This is a genomic window from Mesobacillus jeotgali, assembly GCF_014856545.2.
Classification (GTDB): Bacteria; Bacillota; Bacilli; order Bacillales; family Cytobacillaceae; genus Mesobacillus.
In genome coordinates this window covers 725,005-747,117 of sequence record NZ_CP109811.1, presented here as the reverse complement: position 1 = coordinate 747,117, position 22,113 = coordinate 725,005, and the positions used below count along the sequence as shown (strand labels likewise).

Sequence of the window (22,113 nt, the reverse complement as noted above, 5' to 3'; positions counted from 1 at the left end):
TCCAACTGATTCAGGAAACAAGAAGAAGTCCCATTATCAATATGGTAATGGGACTTCTTCACGTATTAAAGGTATCTCTGCAGCCATGAGGTCAGATGCTTCACTGCCTCAGGGTGGATAGGCTTTCCAATGGTTTTTAAGTAATCCTTTTTGTATGAGGATGGTCTCAGCGGTGTAAGCTGTACCTTCAATCCGTGGTCCATGTTTTCGACGATATGGATTTCAGATTCACCCTGGACAAACTGTTCAATGCGCTTCAGCTTTTCAGGATTAGCCTGAAAATCCTTTGTGCCATTGATCGCCAGCACCGGGCAAGTCACTTTCGCCAATGCCTCTTCAATATTCAGCGCAAAATGCTCCCTGAAGTACTTTGCAGGCATTTTGATAAAGCCCAATGTTTTTGTTACATCTTTATCGGATTCAACCATTTTCTTATAGGTGCCCTGTGCTTGTTTTTCAGCTTTATCAAGAGTGTTGAACTTGTTGATAATGAAGCCCTGGATGCCCTTCTTTTCTCTCATTTCTTTATAAAGCAGCTGCCTTTGGTGATCGAGCGCCTCCTTAAGAGTTTCACCGCCGCCAGACAGAAGGACCAAGCCGGCTGCCGGCCTGATTGCGTTCAAGGCAGTGCCGACCATGCACCCCTCACTGTGTCCCATGATGATGAGCTTGTTTTCGTCGACCTTCGGATGAGCTGCCAGCATATCCATTGCTGTTTCTCCATCCTTCAGTGCATCGGAAAGACCGGCTGAATGAAAATTCCCTTCGCTTTCCCCGACACCTCTCTTATCGTAGCGGAAGGTTGCAAATCCGAGTGATGTGCATAACTCCGCCAGATCCTTGTATAGATTAAACTTGAATTTCCCATTAGGCGTGCTGCCATCACGGTTCAATTCCCCTGACCCCGGAAGGAATACAATCGTCGGGTAAGAGTCCTTCCCCAAATCCGGCACTAATAATGTCCCTTTTAAATCCACATCACTTTTAAAAGAAATCTCCTCTTTAACCATCTGGACGTTCATCATCCTTATTCCCCTCTTCAATAGTATGGTGGGTTGTTAAAATATTGGTAACTGTCCGTTTCTTCCTGTCGGGCGTTTCCTCATTGTGAAGAAACGGCGTGATCAATTCAACGTACTTCCTGATAAACTCACTATATTCCTCATCGCTGGCGTACAATGTTGCCGTTCTAAAGCTTGCCATGTCTTTTTGAAAATCATAATTTGGCTGGCGGATATATGACTCGAAATCCATTAGCACATTGGCCAGAAACTTAATAAAGTAATCAAGATGCTCATCCGGTCCGGCCTTGAGCACTTCTTCCCGTGAGAGTACTTCGTTTTGCTGGGGCAATGCATAGACTCTTTCAATCGTGCCGCGCACTTGGTTTTCCTCGACTACCTCAATAATACCGGCATCAAGCAGTTTTTTCAGATGGCGATATAAGGTAGCCTGCGGCACTTCTGGCAGCTTCTCAGCAATCTGCTGTACTGTTTTCCTCCTCCCGCTGGATAACGTGTGAAGAACCTTTATTCGTACTGGATGTAAAATTAAATCTGCTTTCGTTTCCTTCATCGTGATCACCTGCTGTATATTAGTTTGCGATTATTATCATTATCAATAATGATAATAATACCGTTCAACTCGATAGTCAAGAAATTTTTTCCAATTAAAAAGCTATCCCTTGTTTAATAGGCTTACTTCGTCAACAATATGGCGGTATGTTTTCAAATGCATTAAAGCCTTAATGATTTTGTGAAATTAGTACCACAATAGGTACTCTAATACCGTGTTTAGGCTAATGTTGTACCCTTATGAAGGAATTTCCCCTTCTATAAGGGCACATTTAAAACCCAATCGTACCCTTATCTCGGAGTTTCCTGCACATTAAAAGCCCATCCTTCCCTGGATGGGCTCTTTACCATTATAAAAATAAACCGCCATACGCTAACGATGCAGTGATGACATAGGCAGGGTGCACCTTCCATTTTTCAAGCAGCAGGTAACTGGCAACAACCAAGAAAACTGTTTGTATGATGCCTGTGTCCACGTAGGAGTTAAAGAAGAAGTTGAACGTCATGACACCAAGCAAAACGGCGATGATTGGCCTGATATAATTCGTCATTCTTTTCACTTTTGGTGAATCTTTAAACCGGTACAATACTCCAAGGAGAACGATCATAATGATCAGCGACGGTGCAACTGTGGCGAAAATGCCGACAACAGCACCCAGAATTCCTCCTTGCTCATATCCAATATAACCTGCCATTTTTGTCGCGATTGGCCCTGGCAATGCATTTCCAATCGCCAGCACTTCGCTGAATTCCGGTACCGTCATCCAGCCATAGCGGTCGACCACTTCATTTTCCACCAGGGGAATCGAGGCCGGGCCTCCCCCGTAGCCAACGATTCCCGGGATGAAAAAGGCGAGGAATATATGCCAATAAATCATTATCCCACCCCTCTTTCGATCTTGTTCTCCACCTTAGGAGTTTTATCTTTTTTAGCGATAGCCAATATTAACAACACGAGAATCAGGATGGCTGGATGGATATTCAAAACCTCCATCAGAATAAGTCCGCCAACCACCATTAAACCCGCGTTCACCTTTCCCAGCGTTTCATTTGATTTCTTAAAGAAGTCCCAGGTCAAGGTCGCCAGCATGACACCAACGACCGGAACGACTGCTTTTGTCATGCCAGCAACCCATGGCAGATCTTTAAAGGAAGAAATCGAGGTTAGTAAGATAATCATCAACAGTATAGTCGGGACGATTGTAGCCATTACGGCATTCACCATTCCTGTAAACCCTGCAACCCTGTATCCGATATAGCCTGCCATCTTGGTGGCAATCGGTCCTGGTAGGGTATTGCCAAGTGCTAAAACATCAGCAAACTCATCATCATTCATCCACTTATATTTCTCGACTACTTCTTTATGAACGAGCGGGATCGATGATGGGCCGCCGCCGTATCCCAGTATTCCAACTCGGAAAAATGCCAGGAATAGATCAAGCTGTTTCATTATCATTCAACACCTTTTTTGAGATTACCAAGCTGCGATTGCCCCATCCGTCCTTGACTCTGTTCCGCCGGAAAGCACTCCGGTTGCAGGGTCTCTCCAGATAATCTGGCCTCTTCCGAAACTGCCTCCGTCCAGTGCGAAGTGGATATCGTGCCCTTTCCTGGCCAATGCCTGGGCAATATGGGCAGGGAAAGTATTCTCCACAACCACCTTATTGCCCTCCATCCATTGCCAGCGTGGTGAATCGAGCGCAGCCTGCGGGTTCAGGTTAAAGTCGATTGTGTTCATGATCACCTGGGCATGGCCCTGTGGCTGCATGTATCCGCCCATGACTCCGAACGGACCGACTGCTTCATTATCCTTTGTCAGGAATCCCGGAATGATTGTATGGTACGTCTTTTTGCCTGGCTCAAGGCGATTATCATGTGACGGATCCAATGAAAAATCAGCTCCGCGGTTCTGCAGACCAATACCTGTTCCAGGAATGACGATCCCGGATCCGAAGCCCATATAATTGCTCTGGATAAATGAAATCATGTTTCCTTCTCCATCCGCTGCCGCCAGATAAACGGTTCCACCCTTTGGAGGTGTGCCAGGCTCCGGCAGGCGGGCTTTTTCACCAATCAAGCTTCTTCTTGCTTCCGCATACTCCTCGGATAAAAGCTGCTCAGAAGTGACGGTCATTTTCTCAGGATCAGTTACATATTTCTTTGCATCCGCGAACGCAAGCTTCATCGCTTCAATTTGCTTGTGGTATGTATCCACAGATTCTTTTTCATTCAGTTCATAGCCCTTCAGCATGTTCAGCGCCATCAAGGCAACAATGCCCTGCCCATTCGGCGGGATTTCCCAGACATCATAGCCTCTGTAATTGACCTTGATCGGCTGTACCCATTCCGGCTTGTATGCAGCTAAATCCTCTTTTGAGATGAAGCCGCCATGCTGTTTGGAGAATTCATCAATTTTATCTGCCAGCTCTCCGCGGTAAAAGCTTTCCGCATTTGTTTCGGCAATCTGGCGCAAGGTGCTTGCATGGCCTTCTGATTTCCAGACTTCCCCGATCTGCGGCGCCTTTCCATCAGGAGCAAATGTGTCAAACCAGCCTTTGTATTCATCACCTGTAAAAATTTCTTTAAACTTTTCATAAGCGATATTCCAGTACTTGCCGAGAACCGGTGACAGCGGATATCCCTTTTCTGCATAGTCGATTGCCGGCTGTAATACCTCTGTCAATGGCAGTTTCCCGAATCGTTTCGATAGCTCAGCCCATGCTGCAGGTACACCTGGAACGGTAACAGGGACCAATCCGAATGTCGGCATTTTCTCATGTCCCTTTTCCTTAACGGCATCAATCGAGATGCTTTGCGGTGCCGGGCCGCTGGCGTTCAGGCCATGAAGTTCCCCTTTTACCCAAACTAATGCGAACGCATCGCCGCCGATTCCGTTAGAAGTTGGCTCAACAACTGTCAGACATGCTGCTGTCGCAATCGCTGCATCAATGGCGTTTCCGCCTTTTTTTAAAATATCCAGACCCGCTTGCGCTGCCAGCGGCTGAGAAGTGGCAACCATGCCATTCTTGGCAAAGCTTACGGTTCTTTGTGATTGATATGGATAATTCAGATAATCTACGTTCATGAATTGATCTCCCCCTCAAAGATGGTCGCTTTCATTTGTAAGTCAATTTAGCTTATTAGCCTTACAAATGAAATATTCTCTTTTTATAAAACAACAACTCTTTTTTCATCTCGAAAGAAACGTCCTTACCAACTAGGCAAGGACCTCTCCAAGTTATGCATAATGGCAAGCTGCAAAGTGGTTCTCGCTTACCTCCCTGAATGCCGGCTCTTCTGCCCTGCATCGATCGGTAGCAAGCGGACATCTTGTATGGAAACGGCAGCCGCTCGGAACATTGATCGGGCTTGGCACATCCCCTTTTAAAATGACCCTTTCCCTCTTCTTCTCTTCCTTGGTTGAAGGAATTGCAGATAGCAAGGCCTTTGTATAAGGGTGCAGCGGATTATCATAAAGGTCCTTTTTATCAGCAAGTTCGACCATTTTCCCTAAGTACATGACGGCAACACGGTCGCTTACGTGCTTCACAACGCTAAGGTCGTGGGAAATAAATAAGTATGTCAGCTGGTGCTCCTTTTTCAATCGCTGCAGCAAATTCAGGATCTGTGACTGGACTGATACATCCAAAGCAGAGACAGCTTCATCACAGACAATCAGCTTCGGGTTCGTGCACAGCGCGCGTGCAATACTCACCCTCTGGCGCTGGCCGCCTGAAAACTCATGCGGGAAGCGGTAATAATGCTGTTCCGAAAGCCCAACTTCTACCAGCAGATGACAAACATAGTCATATAGCTCTTTTCTCGGAACAATTTTATGGGTTTCAACGATTTCTGACAGCATCGCGCCTACAGTCATTCTTGGGTTCAGGGAACCATATGGATCCTGGAAAATGATCTGCATATCTTTGCGGTTATCACGCATCTGCCGCTTGGAAACATTCGTGATATCCTTTCCGTCATAAACGATCGTTCCTGAGCTTGGTTCGTGAAGCCTGAGGATGGCCCGGCCCATCGTAGATTTGCCGCATCCAGATTCACCTACGATTCCCAGAGTTTCGCCTCTTTTTAGAGTAAAGGTGATGCCATCCAATGCTTTTACTACCTGTTTTTCACCAAAGTACCCTTGATCACCGACAGGAAAGTGTTTCTTCAGGTCCTGTACATCAAGAAGATTTTCCGACGGCAACTTCACTAATGGCTGGCCCATTTGCCTCACCTTCCTTCCATAAATCAGTGTATTTCCAGCAGCTCACTGTGTGTTGTGAATCTACTTGCTCGAGATCCGGGGATTGTGCCCTGCAGATATCCTGCACATACGGGCAGCGATCGGCAAATCGGCAGCCTGCTGGCATCGCATCCGGAGATGGCACTGATCCTTTTATAACAAAAAGCTCCTCGACATCCTCTTCAGCATCTACATCGGGGATACACTTCATCAGCCCCTGTGTATATGGATGCTTCGGATCGTTGAAAATCGATTTTCTGGTGCCATATTCAACCGCTTTTCCTGCATACATGACCAGTACTGTGTCCGCCATTTCAGAAACAACCGCCAGGTCATGGGTAATCATGATAATTCCCATATCCAGGTCTTTTTGCAGGTTCTTCATCAAATCAAGAATCTGCGCCTGGATCGTTACATCAAGAGCTGTAGTCGGCTCATCCGCAATCAGCAGTTCCGGATTGCAGCTAAGGGCGATCGCAATCATGACCCTTTGCCGCATTCCGCCGCTTAACTCATGAGGATAGGCATCGATCCGCTTTTCCGGTGAAGGAATGCCGACCAGCTGAAGCATCTCAATTGCCTTCTGGCGAGCTTCCTTCTTGCTCACATTCTGGTGGAGAATAATAGTCTCGGCAATCTGCTTTCCAACTGTCTGTACGGGATTAAGCGAAGTCATTGGTTCCTGGAAAATCATTGAAATCTGGTTGCCCCTGATTTTGCTCATCTGTTTCATAGACTTTTCCGTCAGGTTATCACCCTTTAAGAGAATTTCTCCTTCCACTTCCCCCGTCTTGGGAAGCAAACCCATGACCGAAAGGGAGGTCATACTTTTTCCACAGCCTGATTCCCCAACAATACAAAGGGTTTTCCCTTTTTCCACATTAAAGGATAATCCGGCTACTATATTTGTGGTCTTCTTTTTTCCGGCAAAGCTGACCTTCAGATTCTTAACTTCCAATAAGGGCTGTGTCATTTGATTGCCTCCTCCTTTCGTTTTACTAGATTAGCAGTGTATGAAAATGTCATTCTAATAACCTCACTTCAGCTTGGGATCCAGTGCATCACGCAGACCATCACCAAATAAGTTGATTGATAGAACAGTCAAAAAGATAAACAGGCCCGGGAATAGAGAAATCCAGGGTGCGTCCCCAAGGTAGCCCTGTCCCATAGATAACATGGCTCCCCAGCTCGGTGTTGGAGGCTGAGTTCCCAGCCCCAGGTAACTTAAAGAGGCTTCCGATATAATCGCTGCCGCAATCGCCAGTGTTGCCTGGACTAAGATTGGCGGCATGCAGTTTGGCAGGATATGCCTGAAGATGATTTTAAAGTCACTTATTCCGGAAGCTTTTGCTGCCGTGACATATTCACGCTCCCTCTGGCTCAGAACCTCTCCTCTTACCAGACGGATAAAGTTAGGCGTAAAGATAATACCGATGGCAATCATCGCATTCTGTAATCCTGCTCCAAGCACCGCTGCCAGTGAAAGCGCCAGTACGAGCGGCGGGAATGAAAGCAATGCATCCGTAAAACGCATGACAACGAACTCATCCAAAACGCCTCTGTAATATCCTGAAAAAAGACCAATAGGAATACCGATCAACAACGCGATTCCTACCGATATAATCCCAGCCTGAATCGACACCCTTGCTCCATAGATGATCCGGCTTAGAATGTCGCGGCCTAGTTCATCTGTGCCCAGCAGATTCTCTGCATTAGGACTCTGCAGGAACTTTGCATAATTCTGCTCCGTTGGATTATAAGGCGCAACGAGCGGGGCGAAAACAGCCATAAGAATGAGGAGCAAAGTAAAAACACCGCCAACAACTGCTAATTTATTTTGGAAGAAACGAGAGCTCATTTCTTTCATCCGGCGTTTTCTTGGGCTCTCAACGACGACGATTTTTTGTTCTAACTGTGCTTCCATGGTCACTGGCCCCCTGTCAGCTTGATTCTTGGATCAAGAATGGAATATAGGACATCAATAAAGAAGTTAACGACGACAACAGCGATGGCCATGAAGAGAACGGCCCCCTGTACCACCGGAAAATCTCTTGTCAATATCGCATCGATTACTAGCCGCCCAATCCCTGGTATTGCAAAAATCGTTTCTGTGATGACAGCACCACCGAGGAAGGTAGCCAACTGCAGTCCACTAACAGTAACAACAGGAATGAGTGCATTTTTCAAAGCATGACCAATAACGACTCCTCTTTCTAATACACCTTTTGCATATGCTGTGCGGATATAATCCGCCTCAAGCACTTCAAGCATGCTCGAACGCAGCATCCTCGTAATTTCAGCGCTCAATCTGACGCCTACTGCGAGTGCAGGCAAGATCATTAACAGCATACTCTGTTTAAAATCCTTCCATGGCTCGACATACCCTGAAGGTGCCAGCCACCCTAATGAGATAGAGAAAATGAAAATGAGCAAAATTCCCAAGAAAAACGGTGGAACAGAAACTCCGGATAATGCGAAGGTTGTTCCAAAGTAGTCCCAGAACGTTCCTTTTCTTGTTGCTGAGATAATACCAGCGGGGATGGCAATCAGCATCGCTATGAAAAATGACATGATTGACAGCTGGATCGTGACCGGCAGCTTTTGAAGCAGCACGGTAAGAACCGGTGTATTATCCTTCAGGGAATTTCCAAGGTCACCCTGGAGGACATTCGTAACCCAGGAAAAATATTGCACATACAGTGGGTCATTCAATCCCATTTGTTCACGTAATGCCTGCAGCGACTCCTCTGTAGCCTCTTGTCCTAAAATCATCCTTGCAGGGTCGCCTGGAGTAAGATGGACTAAAGAAAAAACGATGATGCTGACTAGAAATAAGATAACGACCATAAGTCCCAATCTGCGAATTAAAAATTTTACCACACTGCTCCCTCCCTTTCCCAAGCTTAAAATACATCGGCTTGGAGAATGGATCTCCAAGCCGAATCAAGTTGAATGCTTATTTAAATGAAACGTCGTGGAAGCGCATCATTTGATCCGAGATGTGTTTATAGCCCTGTAAGTTGTTTTTAAATGCTTTGTAATCCTTCTCGTGGTAGATGAAAATGAACGGTACTTCTTCCTGTCCTAGTTCAGTTGCTTCGCTGTAAATTTTCTTTCGTTCTTTTTGGTCGACTTCAACTCGTGCCTGTTCCAGCAGCTCGTCCATTTTCGGGTTTGAATAACCGTAGTTGATTGAGCCGTCCGTATGGAATAGGGCGTAGATGTTTCCATCTGGATCAGTTCTTCCGCTCCAGCCTAATCGGACTGCATCAAACTTATAGTTATCCATGTTATCAAGCATCGTTCCGAATTCGACGATTTCAAGCTTAACCTTAATGCCGGCTTCTGCAGCCATTGATTGGATCATTTGCGAGATTTGCTCTTCCACTGGCTTAGGAGAAAGCTGTAACGTAAATTCAAATCCATCAGGATACCCTGCCTCAGCCATGATTTTCTTAGCTTTTTCTACATCTTTCTTTGTTGGTTTAATAGAATCGTCATATGCCCAAGTCCCAGGAGGAATAGCTCCTGCAGCCTGTACACCAGTGTCACGAAGCGCAACCTTGATGATTGCTTCACGGTCAATGACCAAATCCAATGCCTGGCGAAGCGCTTTGTTATTGAATGGCTCACTCTTGTGATTCAAATATAGACCCTGGAAGCCAAGAGCGCTTGTCTCAGATAATGTAAGGTTTGAATCATTTTTTAACTTCTCAACATCTTTTGGCGGAACTTTGCTGATAATGTCAACATCGCCTGATGTAAGGTTTGTCAGCCTGACATTTTCATCTGAATATGGACGATAGACGATTTTTTCAAACTTTGGTGCCCCGTTCCAATACTCAGCATTTTTTTCAACTTCGATTTTGTCTTGCTTCACTCGTGATACAAATTTGAAAGGACCCGTACCAACAGGTGAGTTGGCAAAATCCTTGCCTTTTTCTTGTACAGCTTTTGGAGAAACCATCATGCCGGCACGGTCAGACAATGCTGCCAGGAATGGGCTGTACGGTTCTGAAAGCACAACCTTCAATGTTGTTTCATCAACTACTTCAATTTTTTCAATGGACGATAATTCAGATGCACGAGGTGAACCTGCATTAGGATCCATCATGCGCTCAAAGTTGAATTTAACTGCTTCTGCATTAAACGGAGTTCCATCATGGAATTTAACTCCCTTTTGTAAAGTGAAGGTATATGTTTTTCCATCTTCTGAAATATCCCATTTTTCCGCCAGCATCGGAACGAAGTTAAGCTCTTCATCCACATCAACCAGCTTGTCATAGATACTGTGGAATACTTGTCGGTCAACCGCTGCTGTTGAGAAATGAGGATCCAGCTGCGGCGGATCATCATCCAGCCCGACCACCAATTCAGTGTTGTCCGTTTTCGCAGGAGCGCTGGCCGTTGCCGATTTCTCTCCTTCCGAACCGGAAGAATTACTATTGTTACATCCTGCCAATAGCAATAATAAACTCATAAATACTGCTGCAAATACTTTTCCTTTTTTACTCACTTTTGCTTCTCCCCCTCTTCCGTAAAACCGCTTCCCTAACATAAGTAGTCTAAAAGTAACATCAGGCTACTTTATGAAAGCGTTTCACTGAATTTAATATCATTTCGAATTTCGTATTATTATATTATATTAAATTCAAAAATCTATATAATATTCAGAAAATATTAAAATATTTTTATTGGTATAATTTTCTGTTCAGTTTTTCCAATTTTCGTTGAAAATGTTATCAATTGTAAGCTAAGATACAAATACAAACGTTTTCAAAAGAGTGGTGTTTAAATGGTAATCGATGAAACTGACCGCCTGATCCTTCAACTATTATCCGAAAACGGCAGGATGTCTTATGTCGATATTGGCAAACAGTTGAATTTATCAAGGGTATCAATCCGGGAAAGAGTCAATCAATTAATCGAAGATGGTGTGATCGAAAAGTTCTCTGTTGTCATCAATTCGGAAAAAGTGGGGAAATCTGTTTCCGCATTCTTCGAAGTGGATTGTGAGCCTTCATCCCTTGTAAGGGTTGCGGAGACACTAGCAAATAATCCAAGTGTAGCAAGCTGTTACCAGATGACTGGTCCAAGCACACTGCATATGCATGTCCTGGTAGAGGATTTTATAAGATTGGAAAATTTCATCAATGAAGAACTCTACAGTTTGGAAGGAATCACCAGGGTGGAAAGCCATATTTTACTCAGGAGATTCAAGAGCAGGACCGGGTTGAAGTTGTGACAGAAGAAGAAAGACACGGATATCTTGTCCGTGTCTTTTTTCGTAAACTTTGCTGCAATGCGAATACAGCCTTATAAAAAGAAAACCAGGATCTGTGATGCCACCGCAACCGATATGAGCGCAAATGGATAGGCGGCAGCGTAGGCGATCGCCGGATCCTCGGAATCCATCAACTGGTTGGTGGCCCCGAGTCCAGGTGTACTTGTCATTCCGCCGCACAATGCTCCTAATGAGTGAATGATGCTCAATCGGAAAAGCTTTCTTGCGATGAAAAAGCCTGCTACGACTGGCAGGATTGTAATGATCGCACCGCCGATGACAAGGTTGAAGCCCTCCTGCTGGATGACCTTAACGATTCCTTCACCGGCTGTAGTGCCAGCCCCAGCCAGGAATAAGACGAGTCCAATATCGCGAATGACCTGGTTCGACGGCTGATAATAGCGCGCATGGATGGGGCCGAGCTTCCCGAAGTGGCCGATGATCAAGGCGATGAACAACGGACCGCCGGCGACGCCAAATGTAATCGTGCCAAGTTTCGGAAAATGGAACGGAATCATGCCGGCCAACACTCCCAGCAGCAAAACCAGGCTGAGCGAAAGGATATGGATATTGGTAACTGTCAGCTTCTTTCTGTTGAACAATTTTTCCACGTCATCCAATCGGTCTTCACTGCTGACAAGTGTCAGGACATCGCCGCGCTCCAGCCGCCATTTCGAGTTCTGGTTGAATTCAAACCCGCCTCGTTCAATCCTCGTAACCGTGACACCATATGTCCGCCTTAAATCAAGCTCTCTGATCGTCTTCCCGATTAACTCAAGCGAATCGACGGTTACCTTGCGAAGCTCAACATTGTCGTGGTTCTTGACATTCGTCTCGACCTCCCTGCCAATGTCTTCGCAAAGCTTCGTCAAATCATTTCGGAGACCGACCGCAACAAGCCTGTCCCCTACGAGGATAACTGTATCATTAAGGGCAATGATATTCCTGTCCCCACGGATGACGCGGCTGATCACGACCGTATTATATCGATTGAACTCGAGTTCTTTTAAGGTTCTTTTATTGATTGCGGGATCAGTCACCTCAATGGTGATGACTTCAGGTGAATCATCATTCCGTACGGGACCAGATTTCTTTTTTAAATCCTCTGCTAAATCCACCTTGAGCACACGCGGCAAAAGCTGTACGAATAGCACTACCGCGAGGACGCCGAAAGGATAGGCAATCCCGTAACCGACAGACGCAAGCGGGTCGCCGGTTGCCTGGAGGGCTGCCGCAAGTCCTGGTGTACTCGTAAGCGCTCCGGTCATGATTCCAATACTTAACGCCGGAGAGAGATTGAACAGCTTGGCCACAACAATGGTTGTGATGGAAGCGACGAGAACAATCAACAGGCTTATGATTCCAAATACTGCACCGCTCGTTTTCATCATCCGGAAAAAACGCGGCCCAGCGGATAAGCCAACTGCCACAATAAATAATCCAAGTCCCAGCTGCTGGATGACCGGGGACACCTGGTAGCCAAAATGACCGAACACCATAGCCGCCAGCAAGACACCGGATGTTCCAAGGCTAAGCCCCCGTATTTTGATTTCCCCCAGTGCCGAGCCAAGAAATAAGATGACGAATAATAAAATTAACGGTTCCTCAAGCAAACCTATTATGCCGTCCACAGATGATTCCTCCAATGATTGCGATAATGATTGTGATTGTGTTTGTGTTTGTGATTGTGATTGTGATTGTGATTGTGATTGTGATTGTGATTGTGATTGTGATTGTGATTGTGTTTGTGTTTGTGTTTATGTTTGTGTTTACGGTTGTGTTTGTGTTTGTGAAAATCTATACAATTTAGAATATCACGTTGCCAAAACTATTCATAACCAGTCAGTGACGAATTAGGTACAAAAACAACACCTTACTTGTGAAAACGTTCTCTTTTTTTAAAAGGTGAATGCTTTTTATGCGTTTTCCTCAAAGAAGGGAGTTGTAAACGGTACTTTTTGCGCCTCCAACAGTGAAATCGTCATTTTTTTCGATAAAATCACAATTTAATTATTTAGCGGTGAAACCACAGCATTTAATAACGATAAGGTAAGTTAACTAAAAAATGACCTATTTACTAGCAGTAATAGCGATATTTTTATCTTTTTGTAGCGGAAAACTTTTTTTATAGCGAGTTTTTTGTTTTTATAGCGGAAAATTCATTTTTATAGCGATTTTTTCGATTTTATAGCGAATATCTCTTTTTTATAGCGACTTTTCCTTTTTTATAGCGAATTGGAAAATATCGCTCTTTTTTTCCATTTGAAAAAGAGACCCATTGCTGAGTCTCTTTCCGTTTAAATCACATCATAGATATCTTGGGAGGTTTCAAGGATATAATCAGGTTTTGGCTGGCCGATTTTGGCTTTGTGACCGGCGATATGATCGGGATGCTTCTCCCAGTTCTTCCAGTCTTGTTCGGATTGCCAGCTTATCATGATCATGACTTCTTCGTCGCCTCTGCGGCTCTTTTTTACGAGAACCTGTTTATCAAGGAAGCCTGGCTGCTGTTCGATCAGCATGCCCTTCTTCGAAAAGCGCTCGACAACCTGACCAGAATGTCCTTCTTTCACGAGGATTCTCTTAATTTGATAAAACATTATAGTGCAGACCTCACTTCTTCGATCATTGATTGCATGGACTGCAAGCCGCCGCCGCTCAAGTACCAGTTCGTACCGTCAAGGTAAATGATCTTGCCGTTTTTGAAGGCGTCAGTCTTTTTCACAAGTTCATTTTCAATTGTTTCCTTCGCGCCGACTTCGCCACCTACAGCTGCGGTACGGTCAATGACGAACAGGATTCCAGGGTTCTTCTCAAGGATATATTCAAAAGTGATGCTCTGGCCGTGAGTGGAGGCTTCGATATTTTCATCTGCCGCCTTGAATCCGAATACATCGTGGAGGAAACCGTAACGAGATCCGGCACCATAAGCACTGACCTTGCCTTCATTCGCCAGCACAAGCAATGCTTTCTCATCTGCTGCGGAAGCTTCTTTATTGATTTCATCTATACTCTTATTGACTTCCGCCAGTTTTTCCGTCACGACCTCTTCTTTTTCAAAAATCTCACCGATCAGCTTCATGTTCTTTTCAAAGGATTCCATGTACTTTGTATAGTCCATGCCAACAAAAACGGTAGGAGCGATTTCTGCAAACTGGTCGTACAGTTCAGCCTGTCTTGCGGAAATAAAGATGACGTCTGGCTTCATTGCGTGGATAGCTTCAAAATCAGGTTCTTTCAAGCTGCCGACATTTGTGTATTCCTTGCCCGCGTATTTTTCCAGGTATTTAGGAACGATTGCCTGCGGTACGCCTGTAACCTCTACACCTAGCTCATCAAGGGTATCCAGTACACCAAAGTCAAACACGACAACTTTTTCAGGACTCTTTTTAACAGTTGCTTCTCCGTACTCATGCTTGATGGTCATTTCCTTCGCTTCGCCTTTTCCTGCTGCTGCTGTCGTTTCTGCTTTTTCATCAGAACCACATGCTGCCAATGCAAGCACCATCGCTAAAACAAGTGCTAATAAACTAAGTTTTTTCATAGTTAAATTCCCCTTTTACTAAGAATTAAAATAAACACAAATCCGGCAATTGTTCATTTCCTGGATTGGAATGTCCATATCGTAGATTTCTTTTAGTGCGTCTGACTGGATGATTTCCCTTGTTGGGCCATCCTTGACGACCTTTCCATCCTTCAGTGCGACGATGCGGTCTGAATAGACGGAGGCAAAGTTGATGTCATGCAGGACGATGACGACGGTTTTGCCAAGGTCATCGACAAGCTGGCGAAGGATTTTCATGATCTGGACCGAATGCTTCATGTCCAGGTTGTTCAGTGGTTCATCAAGCAGGATATATTCTGTATCCTGGGCAATGACCATCGCAATGAACGCCCGCTGCTTTTGCCCGCCAGATAGTTCGTCGAGATAACTGTCCTGCATCTCGGTCAGATGCATGTACTCAATCGCCTGGTCGACGAACTTCTCATCCTCCTCCGTCAGCCTCCCTTTTGAGTAAGGGAACCTTCCGAACGATACAAGCTCGCGGATCGTCAGGCGGACATTCATATAATTCGACTGTTTCAGAATCGAGACGACCTTGGAAAATTCATTCGACTTCATCTTCCGGACATCAGTCTGGTCGATGAGTACTTCCCCAGAGTCAGCATCAAGCAGCCGGCTAACCATCGAGAGCAGCGTCGATTTCCCGGCGCCATTCGGTCCGATGAAAGAAGTGATCTGGCCTCTCTGGATGTTGACAGTCACATCTTCAACGACACTCTTTTTTCCGTAAAATTTGGACAGTGAACGAACTGTAATCATGTTGATCGACTCTCCTTAAGCAGTAAGTAGATGAAATACACGCCACCGACGAAGTTGATGATGACACTAAGCGTGGTGGAGAATGTGAAGACTCTTTCCACGACCCATTGGCCGCCAACAAGGGAAATCACGCTGATTAAAATTGCTCCGCTGATTAGGACGCTGTGCTTGTAGGTTTTGAAAGCTTGATAGGATAGATTCGCAACAATCAAGCCCAAAAAAGTCAGCGGTCCGACAAGGGCGGTGGAAATCGAAATGAATACGGCAACGAGCACGAGCATTTTTTTTACAATAGAATCATAGGAAACTCCAAGGTTGATCGCATTCTCCCTGCCGAGGGACAGGACATCGAGATAGGTTGTGAACCTCCAGGCATAAATGATCAGCAAGACTATCAGACCGATCGCCAGCCAAACCAGGTCGGTGTTGATGTTGTTGAAGCTGGCAAACATCCTGTCCTGGACCACCTGAAACTCATTCGGATCAATCAGCACCTGCAGGAATGTCGTAATGCTTGAAAAGAAGGTTCCGACAATGATTCCCACTAGCAGCAAAAAGTAGATTGGCTGGTTTCCCTTTTTAAAAAGAAGCCGGTAAAGCAGCAAGGCGAACACAACCATGATGGCCACTGTTAAAATGAAGTTCACCTGTTTATTGACGACGGTCACATGGCCTGAACCGAGGAAGAAAATCAGCACGGTCTGAAGCAGCATGTAAAGCAAATCCAGTCCGATAATACTCGGTGTAAGGATGCGGTTGTGGCTGATCGTCTGGAAAACGACGGTTGAATAAGCGATTGCCACTCCGGTAATCACCATCGCAGCCACCTTCATCGCCCGCTTGGGCAGGGCATAATCGAAGCTGCCATTCAGGTCATGGAATAAATACAGCATGCTCGCACCAATTGCGATTAAAGCAAGGAGGGTTAATTTTACTGAGTTACGCATATGCCTTCCTCCTAAACAACAGGTACAAGAAAATTCCACTGCCGATGACGCCGACCATCAGAGAGATCGAAATCTCGTAAGGATAGATCAGCATGCGTCCCAGGATGTCCGTTACCAGGAGGAAATTCGCTCCCAGCAAAGCCGTATGCGGCAATGTTTTTTGCAGATGGTCGCCTTTGAAAATTGAGACGATATTCGGGATGATCAGCCCGAGGAACGGAATCATTCCGACCGTCAGGACGACAGTGGCCGTAATCAGAGCGACAAGGATCAATCCGATGTTGACGACCCGTTTGTAGGCGAGCCCCAAGTTCTTCGAAAAATCTTCTCCCATCCCCGCCACCGTAAAGCGATTGGCGAAAAGATAGGCAATCACCAGGATCGGAATGCTTATGTACAGCAGCTCATAGCGCCCCTTCATGACCATCGAAAAATCACCCTGCAGCCACGCGGACATGTTCTGGATAACATCGGCTTTGTAAGCAAAGAATGTCGATATGGATGATAGGATATTACCCAGCATCATCCCGACAAGCGGAATGAAAATCGCGTCCTTGAACTTGATCCGGTCAAGAATCTGCATGAACAAGAATGTTCCCGCCAGTGCGAACACAAACGCAATCAGCATTTTTTCAATCGTGGACGCGTTTGCAAAAAACAGCATCGAAACGAGAATGCCCAATCTTGTCGCATCGAGCGTGCCCGCCGTTGTCGGTGACACGAACTTATTGCGGCTCAACTGCTGCATGATCAGTCCGGCTATGCTCATCCCTGCGCCGGCAAGGAGGATTGCAATCAAGCGCGGTACCCTGCTGATCAGGAAGATTTCTGTTTCTTCCGACTGAAAATCAAGCAGTTCCATTGGTGTGATTCTGCTTACTCCTACAAAGAGTGAAAGCAATGAAAGGATGATCAAAGATGTAATCAAGTAACGCTTTTTCATGGCCATGCTCCTAATCTGTATCGGTAGATAATGAAAATCATTATCAATTAATCTATTTAAATATTAAATCGTTTATATAATAAAAGTCAATAAGTAGTTGAGAACTTTTTTCAATTAGACTTCAAATAAATGGGAATATGTCACGGAATTTTCAAATTCATAAGGGTTGTATTATATTGGGCTCTTAGTAAAGGCCACTGTGACTGCCTCATCTTCGCCGGTGGATATAGTGGGATTATTTAATCATGCTTGGACAGCTTTTTTTCTTTTTTCCTGCTAACCTTTCAGATGTTGATCAAGGTTCGGACAGCATTTCGGGCTCTTCATCTAAACCTGTCTTAGTTAAGCTTTCTTTTGACAGCTTTTCCTCTTCTTACGCCAAACCTGTCTTAAGTTGAGCTTTCTTTTGACAGCTTTTCTGCTTATTCCATCAAACCTGTCTTAAGTTGGGCTTTCTTTTGACAGCTTTTCCTCTTCTTACGCCAAACCTGTCTTAAGTTGGGCTTTCTTTTGACAGCTTTTCGTCTTCTTACGCCAAACCTGTCTTAAGTTGAGCTTTCTTTTGACAGCTTTTCTGCTTATTCCATCAAACCTGTCTTAAGTTAAGCTTTCTTTTGACAGCTTTTCCTCTTCTTACGCCAAACCTGTCTTAAGTTGGGCTTCCTTTTGACAGCTTTTCTGCTTTTTCCGCCAAACCTGTCTTAAGTTGAGCTAGGTTGTGACAGCTTTTCCACCAACCCTGTCATCGGGTTCGGATAACTTCTCTGGCTTCTTCTACATCCCTGTCGGTAGTTTTATACAAACAAAAAGCCCCTATCAGGAGCTTATATCCAATGATTTTTCAAGCAGCTTTTGATGCCTGATTTCGAATCTGTGAATGTGGTTCAACTCTTCTAGCAGGTCGTGGATCGAGACTAGTTCGTAATAGATGACCGTTTCTTCAGAGAATCGATGGGATTGGGCTTCCCGCACATCTACCTCATGCCTTAATAGTTCCAGCAGTTTTTTGACGATGGAATCATGAGATTCATCCATCGCAAAATCCGGATGGTGAAACGCGGATTTAATCGATTTCACCATGTCTTCGACGACCTGAGCTTTTGTCTCGGGCATGTTCATCGATGGGAGGGAAACGAGATTACCGACGTGATAATGGACTTGTCTCAAAATCGTCAGCTTCTTGAATTCATAATGGATGTTCCGCATGTCCTTCCGGTCGAATTGATGTAGCTTCCATTCTTTCTTTTGATGCTTGCATAGTGTTTCAATTGCTTCCATGTCTTTCAGGATTCTCTGGAATTCAGCCCTTGTTTCCCGGTGCAATGGCTGATGCCTTGTGATTTCCGTTCCCCTGCCTTCTATCAGATTCCCTGTTTCCACAATCAGCTGCCGGATTTTTGCTTTGATTGATTTTGAATAATCAGGACGGATTACGAGCAGGTTCACAAGGGTTGACACTGTCAGCCCGGTCAACGTTGTTCCTAGGCGGATAAAGAAGTTGGACAAATAATGATCCTGTACAGTTGAAATCATCGCCACTCCAGTCAGCACTGCAACCAGCGCTCCGTCCTGAAGGTGCAGCCTATGGCAGGCAATGATTGTGGCGACGGCAACGAGCATATAGGTTAGCGGGCTGTCACCGAACGCAAAGTTGAATACGACGGAAAAAGCTGCACCAATCGCTGATGCCGGGAACCTTACATATGCTTTTTTTATCGAATCTGCCGCGGTAGGTTCAATCGTCACAATTGCGGTAATCACGGCGAACATTGGCGGCCAGCCTAACAGCTCGCAGATCAATGCCGTAATGAACACGGCAATACCCGTTTTAAGAACCCTTCCTCCGACAAAATTGAATTTTTTTAGTATAGCCATTTCGCATTCCTCATTTTTAAATACATACTCTCATTATACCGTAGATAACCCGGATACGAAAAAGAGCCCCTTTTTAATAGGAGCTCATGAATTAGTTGATCACATAACCGTCTCCGCTGACCTCAGTATCAGCCGGGACAGTGATATAAATGAAATCCAATCCTTGCATCATTCCATAACTAACACCGTACTTCGCATTATTCTCAGCGAACTGGTTAAAAGGGAAGGCATTCGAAAACTTCACCAGCTTGATATTCACAGCTTCCCGAGGATAAATCTTCAAGGTACCATCATTGAGTCTGATTTCTGGTGATTCGAATAGATCGGTGACATCCATATTGTCAACATAGGAAAAAGTAGAATAATGAGCCACCTCCACTTTCCCTTTTAGTGAGTCTTTTTTTTCAACATAGACCATTGAAGAAGAATCGCCATCAGAGTTAATCTTCAGCACATCATTATCCAGTGTGAACTCCCAGTTTTCTTTTTCAGTAAGTCCCTTGGCGTCTTTAATGTTTCCAGACTCGACCTGCTCATACACCCTGCTATTCAACCGCTCATTTTCATTAATTTCTTCATCAGACCGGTATTTAGCTGCGAACGAATTTTCTTCCGGCAAAAAACCAGAGAGAATGGCTGTCACCAGTAAGATAGCAACATAGCCGACAAATATCATGGTCGCAGTGTTTCCACTCATAAACTTTAATCCAAAGAATTTTGTAGCGATCCCCACGAAAACCGCGAGGAGCACAATGATCCAAAAAAATAACGGAATGATACTCATTGCCTGACCTCCATTCTGTTTGACATCCATAAAGATGCTGCAAATGCCAGCGCAGACACGACTAGCACTTTGACTGCAAACAGCAGGAAAGATGTCTCCCTTCCAAAAAATTGTCCTACATCCACCACTACATCGGATTCTCCAGCCAGGAAGACATTTAGGAACAAAAGACCAATGAACCCTGCAGGCAGGATGATGACGAACAGCCTGCTTTTTTGTACAAGGGTGCCAACCAAATAGCCAATAGCGGCAAACAAGAATAGATAAAAAATCGTAGCTGCCGTCCCGCTTGTCAACTGCAGGATAGTAGGCGGCTGTGTCGAGATGATTTCACTATCCTGGATAAATAAACTTACAAGTTTGATAGATTGGCTCGCAAGTAAGAAGGTGATCCCTCCAATGATGCTCGACAAGCATATGAAAAAGATGTTCGCAATGTGGCTGCTCATCCTGTTGGCAACGAAAATATAATCATCAAAACGATAGGCCTTGGTGGTTATGACGATGGCGGATATGAAGGACCACATCATCATCAAGGCAAACAGAATATTGCTCGAATAATCGGTCATGGCATAACTGAAATTATCTGAACCCCCACTGAATCCTCCTTCTCCCCCGACCGAAAACAGGAGCCCGATGATTTGCAGAACCATCAGAGAGGTGAACGTCCCCCGGTAAGATTTCACTTTGAAACGAAGCTGCTTTTTTACAACATCCCAAAGGCTAACCTTTGTTAAAAACATCATCAATCCCGCCCTTCTCCTGGCTCGTCAAGTACAGACAGAGGTCCTCGTTTGAAATCGTCGAGAACTCCAGGCTATTTTTCATGGCTGATGCAATCTGATCATCGGAAAGGTCATTACGGATCACCGCATACGTCCTTCCAAATTCGGTATTGCTTTTATGAAATACCTCATGGCCGCGGAGCCAGTTTTTCATTGCCTCCTCTTTGCCGCTGACTACAACAGCAAACTCCCTCAGCTCTTCAATCGGCATATGCAAAAATTGCTTTCCGTCTTTCAGGAGCAGTATGTCTTCAAGGATATCTTCCACCTCGTTCAGGTGATGGCTTGAGATGATGATCGTGCGGGGATTAGCAATGTAATCCTTCAAGAGCGCCCGGTAAAAATCCTTCCTGACTCCAGCATCCATTCCGTTTGTCGGTTCATCGAAAATGGTCAGCGGGCAACGTGCAGCCAGCCCTAAAATCGCGTTGAAGGTATTTTTCATTCCCTTTGACAGCCCAGCATGCGTCTGCTTAGGATCCAGGCCAAAATAATCAAGCAGATTTCGCGCCAATTTCATATCCCAGTTATGATAAAAATCGTCTGCTGTTTCCAGCAGTTCTCCGAGATTCAATGCGGCTGGCAAGTTCATGTCATTATCAATCATGATCATATTCGCAGACACATTAAGATTATTAAACGGATTCTCCCCAAACACTTTGACTCCACCCGAACTCTCACGCATGAAACCAGCAGAGATTTTCAGCATCGTCGTCTTGCCTGCCCCATTCCTGCCAATCAAGCCGGTAATCTTGTTTTCCCCGAGTGAGAAAGTAAGATTATCCAAAGCCTTTTTCTTCCCATATGTTTTGGTTACACCTTCAAACTCCAGCACACTCATCATGTTTCCCCCTTTAAATCCCGTTTGGCTTCCTGGATCATCTCGATCAATTCCTCTTCCGTCACCTGAAGATGGTCCGCTTCCCGCACCAACTCAGCCACCAATGACTTCAATGTCTGGTTCCTCCGTTTCGCCATAATAATTTTCTTCGCATCCTCCGATACGAACATCCCGAGACCGCGCTTTTTATAAACAATGTTTTCATCCGCCAAAATATTCAATCCTTTTGCCGCTGTCGCCGGATTGATATTCAGCATTTCCGCAAGCTGATATTGCGAATAAACCTTTTCATCCCTCTTGATACTCTCGCTGAGAATCTCCGTTTCCAGCCACTCAGCAATCTGGACGTAAATCGGTTTCATGCTATCTGAATTAAGGATCAATCCCGCACCTCCTCTAACAGGCCATATAGTGCATTACTGTTGTAATGTACTATATAACATTTTGTGTCTTATAACAAGGTATTTTTAACCATTTTTTAAAAATAAAGGAGATTTTGACTAAACATAA

The 22,113-nt window shown here is 45.0% G+C and carries 23 protein-coding genes; 2 read left to right on the top strand and 21 right to left on the bottom strand.

The genetic code is table 11. From position 1 onward, the window contains the following. Nucleotides 1-65: 65 nt before the first annotated feature. From FOF60_RS03745 to FOF60_RS03700, 10 genes are all read right to left on the bottom strand, one after another. The gene (locus tag FOF60_RS03745) at nt 66-1,025 is read right to left on the bottom strand and encodes an alpha/beta hydrolase (protein ID WP_192469705.1); all 960 of its coding nucleotides are present in this window, start codon (nt 1,023-1,025) and stop codon (nt 66-68) included. Beyond that, nucleotides 1,003-1,575 (bottom strand): helix-turn-helix domain-containing protein, encoded by a 573-nt coding sequence (locus FOF60_RS03740; RefSeq protein ID WP_192469706.1) that lies wholly within the window; start codon nt 1,573-1,575, stop codon nt 1,003-1,005. The genes FOF60_RS03745 and FOF60_RS03740 overlap by 23 nt, the downstream gene beginning before the upstream one ends. A gap of 349 nt (nt 1,576-1,924) precedes the next feature. Beyond that, nucleotides 1,925-2,452 carry a chromate transporter gene (locus FOF60_RS03735; RefSeq protein WP_192469707.1) on the bottom strand — a complete coding sequence of 176 codons (528 nt, stop codon included), beginning with the start codon at nt 2,450-2,452 and terminating at the stop codon, nt 1,925-1,927. Next, on the bottom strand, nt 2,452-3,024 hold the full coding sequence (locus FOF60_RS03730) for a chromate transporter (protein WP_192469708.1): 573 nt from the start codon (nt 3,022-3,024) through the stop codon (nt 2,452-2,454). The genes FOF60_RS03735 and FOF60_RS03730 overlap by 1 nt, the downstream gene beginning before the upstream one ends. A gap of 24 nt (nt 3,025-3,048) precedes the next feature. Next, nucleotides 3,049-4,659, bottom strand: a complete 1,611-nt coding sequence (locus FOF60_RS03725; protein WP_192469709.1) for a gamma-glutamyltransferase family protein — start codon at nt 4,657-4,659, stop codon at nt 3,049-3,051. Nucleotides 4,660-4,812: 153 nt separating this feature from the next. After that, nucleotides 4,813-5,802: an ABC transporter ATP-binding protein gene (locus FOF60_RS03720; RefSeq protein ID WP_192469710.1), complete on the bottom strand. Its 990-nt coding sequence runs from the start codon at nt 5,800-5,802 to the stop codon at nt 4,813-4,815. Then, nucleotides 5,759-6,793 (bottom strand): ABC transporter ATP-binding protein, encoded by a 1,035-nt coding sequence (locus FOF60_RS03715; RefSeq protein ID WP_192469711.1) that lies wholly within the window; start codon nt 6,791-6,793, stop codon nt 5,759-5,761. Before FOF60_RS03715 ends, FOF60_RS03720 begins: the two co-directional genes overlap by 44 nt. 63 nt (nt 6,794-6,856) lie before the next feature. After that, complete coding sequence (locus FOF60_RS03710) at nt 6,857-7,744, bottom strand: ABC transporter permease (RefSeq protein WP_413632790.1); 888 nt, start codon at nt 7,742-7,744, stop codon at nt 6,857-6,859. Nucleotides 7,745-7,746: 2 nt separating this feature from the next. Continuing rightward, nucleotides 7,747-8,700, bottom strand: a complete 954-nt coding sequence (gene nikB / locus FOF60_RS03705; RefSeq protein ID WP_192469712.1) for a nickel ABC transporter permease — start codon at nt 8,698-8,700, stop codon at nt 7,747-7,749. A 76-nt stretch (nt 8,701-8,776) separates the two neighbouring features. Then, nucleotides 8,777-10,336, bottom strand: coding sequence for an ABC transporter substrate-binding protein (locus tag FOF60_RS03700; protein WP_251616259.1), 1,560 nt, complete (start codon nt 10,334-10,336; stop codon nt 8,777-8,779). A 279-nt stretch (nt 10,337-10,615) separates the two neighbouring features. Here FOF60_RS03700 and FOF60_RS03695 point away from each other — a divergent pair, with 279 nt between their 5' ends. Next, nucleotides 10,616-11,065: an Lrp/AsnC family transcriptional regulator gene (locus FOF60_RS03695; protein WP_192469714.1), complete on the top strand. Its 450-nt coding sequence runs from the start codon at nt 10,616-10,618 to the stop codon at nt 11,063-11,065. A gap of 71 nt (nt 11,066-11,136) precedes the next feature. Here FOF60_RS03695 and FOF60_RS03690 read toward each other — a convergent pair whose 3' ends face one another. Continuing rightward, nucleotides 11,137-12,735 carry an aspartate:alanine exchanger family transporter gene (locus FOF60_RS03690; protein WP_251616256.1) on the bottom strand — a complete coding sequence of 533 codons (1,599 nt, stop codon included), beginning with the start codon at nt 12,733-12,735 and terminating at the stop codon, nt 11,137-11,139. A 14-nt stretch (nt 12,736-12,749) separates the two neighbouring features. Here FOF60_RS03690 and FOF60_RS03685 point away from each other — a divergent pair, with 14 nt between their 5' ends. After that, on the top strand, nt 12,750-12,914 hold the full coding sequence (locus FOF60_RS03685) for a hypothetical protein (RefSeq protein ID WP_192469715.1): 165 nt from the start codon (nt 12,750-12,752) through the stop codon (nt 12,912-12,914). 487 nt (nt 12,915-13,401) lie between these two features. On the opposite strand, the gene FOF60_RS03680 is transcribed toward FOF60_RS03685, so the two are convergent. From FOF60_RS03680 to FOF60_RS03635, 10 genes are all read right to left on the bottom strand, one after another. Then, a complete protein-coding gene (locus tag FOF60_RS03680) occupies nt 13,402-13,704 on the bottom strand; it encodes an antibiotic biosynthesis monooxygenase family protein (protein ID WP_192469716.1) in 303 nt (100 codons plus the stop codon). Beyond that, entirely contained in the window at nt 13,704-14,648 is a 945-nt protein-coding gene (locus FOF60_RS03675; RefSeq protein WP_192469717.1) for a siderophore ABC transporter substrate-binding protein, read from the bottom strand. Before FOF60_RS03675 ends, FOF60_RS03680 begins: the two co-directional genes overlap by 1 nt. An 18-nt stretch (nt 14,649-14,666) precedes the next feature. Then, nucleotides 14,667-15,428 (bottom strand): iron ABC transporter ATP-binding protein, encoded by a 762-nt coding sequence (locus FOF60_RS03670; RefSeq protein ID WP_192469718.1) that lies wholly within the window; start codon nt 15,426-15,428, stop codon nt 14,667-14,669. Continuing rightward, a complete protein-coding gene (locus FOF60_RS03665; protein ID WP_192469719.1) occupies nt 15,425-16,375 on the bottom strand; it encodes an iron chelate uptake ABC transporter family permease subunit in 951 nt (316 codons plus the stop codon). Before FOF60_RS03665 ends, FOF60_RS03670 begins: the two co-directional genes overlap by 4 nt. Beyond that, the gene (locus FOF60_RS03660; protein ID WP_192469720.1) at nt 16,368-17,318 is read right to left on the bottom strand and encodes an ABC transporter permease; all 951 of its coding nucleotides are present in this window, start codon (nt 17,316-17,318) and stop codon (nt 16,368-16,370) included. Before FOF60_RS03660 ends, FOF60_RS03665 begins: the two co-directional genes overlap by 8 nt. Nucleotides 17,319-18,134: 816 nt before the next feature. After that, nucleotides 18,135-19,193, bottom strand: coding sequence for an aromatic acid exporter family protein (locus FOF60_RS03655; RefSeq protein ID WP_192469721.1), 1,059 nt, complete (start codon nt 19,191-19,193; stop codon nt 18,135-18,137). A gap of 91 nt (nt 19,194-19,284) precedes the next feature. Continuing rightward, nucleotides 19,285-19,977: a hypothetical protein gene (locus tag FOF60_RS03650; RefSeq protein ID WP_192469722.1), complete on the bottom strand. Its 693-nt coding sequence runs from the start codon at nt 19,975-19,977 to the stop codon at nt 19,285-19,287. After that, on the bottom strand, nt 19,974-20,726 hold the full coding sequence (locus tag FOF60_RS03645) for a hypothetical protein (RefSeq protein ID WP_192469723.1): 753 nt from the start codon (nt 20,724-20,726) through the stop codon (nt 19,974-19,976). The genes FOF60_RS03650 and FOF60_RS03645 overlap by 4 nt, the downstream gene beginning before the upstream one ends. Then, nucleotides 20,701-21,606, bottom strand: a complete 906-nt coding sequence (locus FOF60_RS03640; RefSeq protein WP_319801565.1) for an ABC transporter ATP-binding protein — start codon at nt 21,604-21,606, stop codon at nt 20,701-20,703. Before FOF60_RS03640 ends, FOF60_RS03645 begins: the two co-directional genes overlap by 26 nt. Beyond that, nucleotides 21,603-21,986 (bottom strand): GntR family transcriptional regulator, encoded by a 384-nt coding sequence (locus FOF60_RS03635; protein ID WP_192469724.1) that lies wholly within the window; start codon nt 21,984-21,986, stop codon nt 21,603-21,605. Before FOF60_RS03635 ends, FOF60_RS03640 begins: the two co-directional genes overlap by 4 nt. Nucleotides 21,987-22,113: the final 127 nt, after the last annotated feature.

Excerpts from the sequence above, each read along its gene's own strand:
- FOF60_RS03745 (WP_192469705.1), bottom strand. The coding sequence starts at position 1,025 with ATGATGAACGTCCAGATGGTTAAAGAGGAGATTTCTTTTAAAAGTGAT.
- FOF60_RS03740 (WP_192469706.1), bottom strand. The coding sequence starts at position 1,575 with ATGAAGGAAACGAAAGCAGATTTAATTTTACATCCAGTACGAATAAAG.
- FOF60_RS03735 (WP_192469707.1), bottom strand. The coding sequence starts at position 2,452 with ATGATTTATTGGCATATATTCCTCGCCTTTTTCATCCCGGGAATCGTT.
- FOF60_RS03730 (WP_192469708.1), bottom strand. The coding sequence starts at position 3,024 with ATGAAACAGCTTGATCTATTCCTGGCATTTTTCCGAGTTGGAATACTG.
- FOF60_RS03725 (WP_192469709.1), bottom strand. The coding sequence starts at position 4,659 with ATGAACGTAGATTATCTGAATTATCCATATCAATCACAAAGAACCGTA.
- FOF60_RS03720 (WP_192469710.1), bottom strand. The coding sequence starts at position 5,802 with ATGGGCCAGCCATTAGTGAAGTTGCCGTCGGAAAATCTTCTTGATGTA.
- FOF60_RS03715 (WP_192469711.1), bottom strand. The coding sequence starts at position 6,793 with ATGACACAGCCCTTATTGGAAGTTAAGAATCTGAAGGTCAGCTTTGCC.
- FOF60_RS03710 (WP_413632790.1), bottom strand. The coding sequence starts at position 7,744 with ATGGAAGCACAGTTAGAACAAAAAATCGTCGTCGTTGAGAGCCCAAGA.
- FOF60_RS03695 (WP_192469714.1), top strand. The coding sequence starts at position 10,616 with ATGGTAATCGATGAAACTGACCGCCTGATCCTTCAACTATTATCCGAA.
- FOF60_RS03685 (WP_192469715.1), top strand. The coding sequence starts at position 12,750 with ATGATTGCGATAATGATTGTGATTGTGTTTGTGTTTGTGATTGTGATT.
- FOF60_RS03680 (WP_192469716.1), bottom strand. The coding sequence starts at position 13,704 with ATGTTTTATCAAATTAAGAGAATCCTCGTGAAAGAAGGACATTCTGGT.
- FOF60_RS03675 (WP_192469717.1), bottom strand. The coding sequence starts at position 14,648 with ATGAAAAAACTTAGTTTATTAGCACTTGTTTTAGCGATGGTGCTTGCA.
- FOF60_RS03670 (WP_192469718.1), bottom strand. The coding sequence starts at position 15,428 with ATGATTACAGTTCGTTCACTGTCCAAATTTTACGGAAAAAAGAGTGTC.
- FOF60_RS03665 (WP_192469719.1), bottom strand. The coding sequence starts at position 16,375 with ATGCGTAACTCAGTAAAATTAACCCTCCTTGCTTTAATCGCAATTGGT.
- FOF60_RS03660 (WP_192469720.1), bottom strand. The coding sequence starts at position 17,318 with ATGAAAAAGCGTTACTTGATTACATCTTTGATCATCCTTTCATTGCTT.
- FOF60_RS03655 (WP_192469721.1), bottom strand. The coding sequence starts at position 19,193 with ATGGCTATACTAAAAAAATTCAATTTTGTCGGAGGAAGGGTTCTTAAA.
- FOF60_RS03650 (WP_192469722.1), bottom strand. The coding sequence starts at position 19,977 with ATGAGTATCATTCCGTTATTTTTTTGGATCATTGTGCTCCTCGCGGTT.
- FOF60_RS03640 (WP_319801565.1), bottom strand. The coding sequence starts at position 21,606 with ATGATGAGTGTGCTGGAGTTTGAAGGTGTAACCAAAACATATGGGAAG.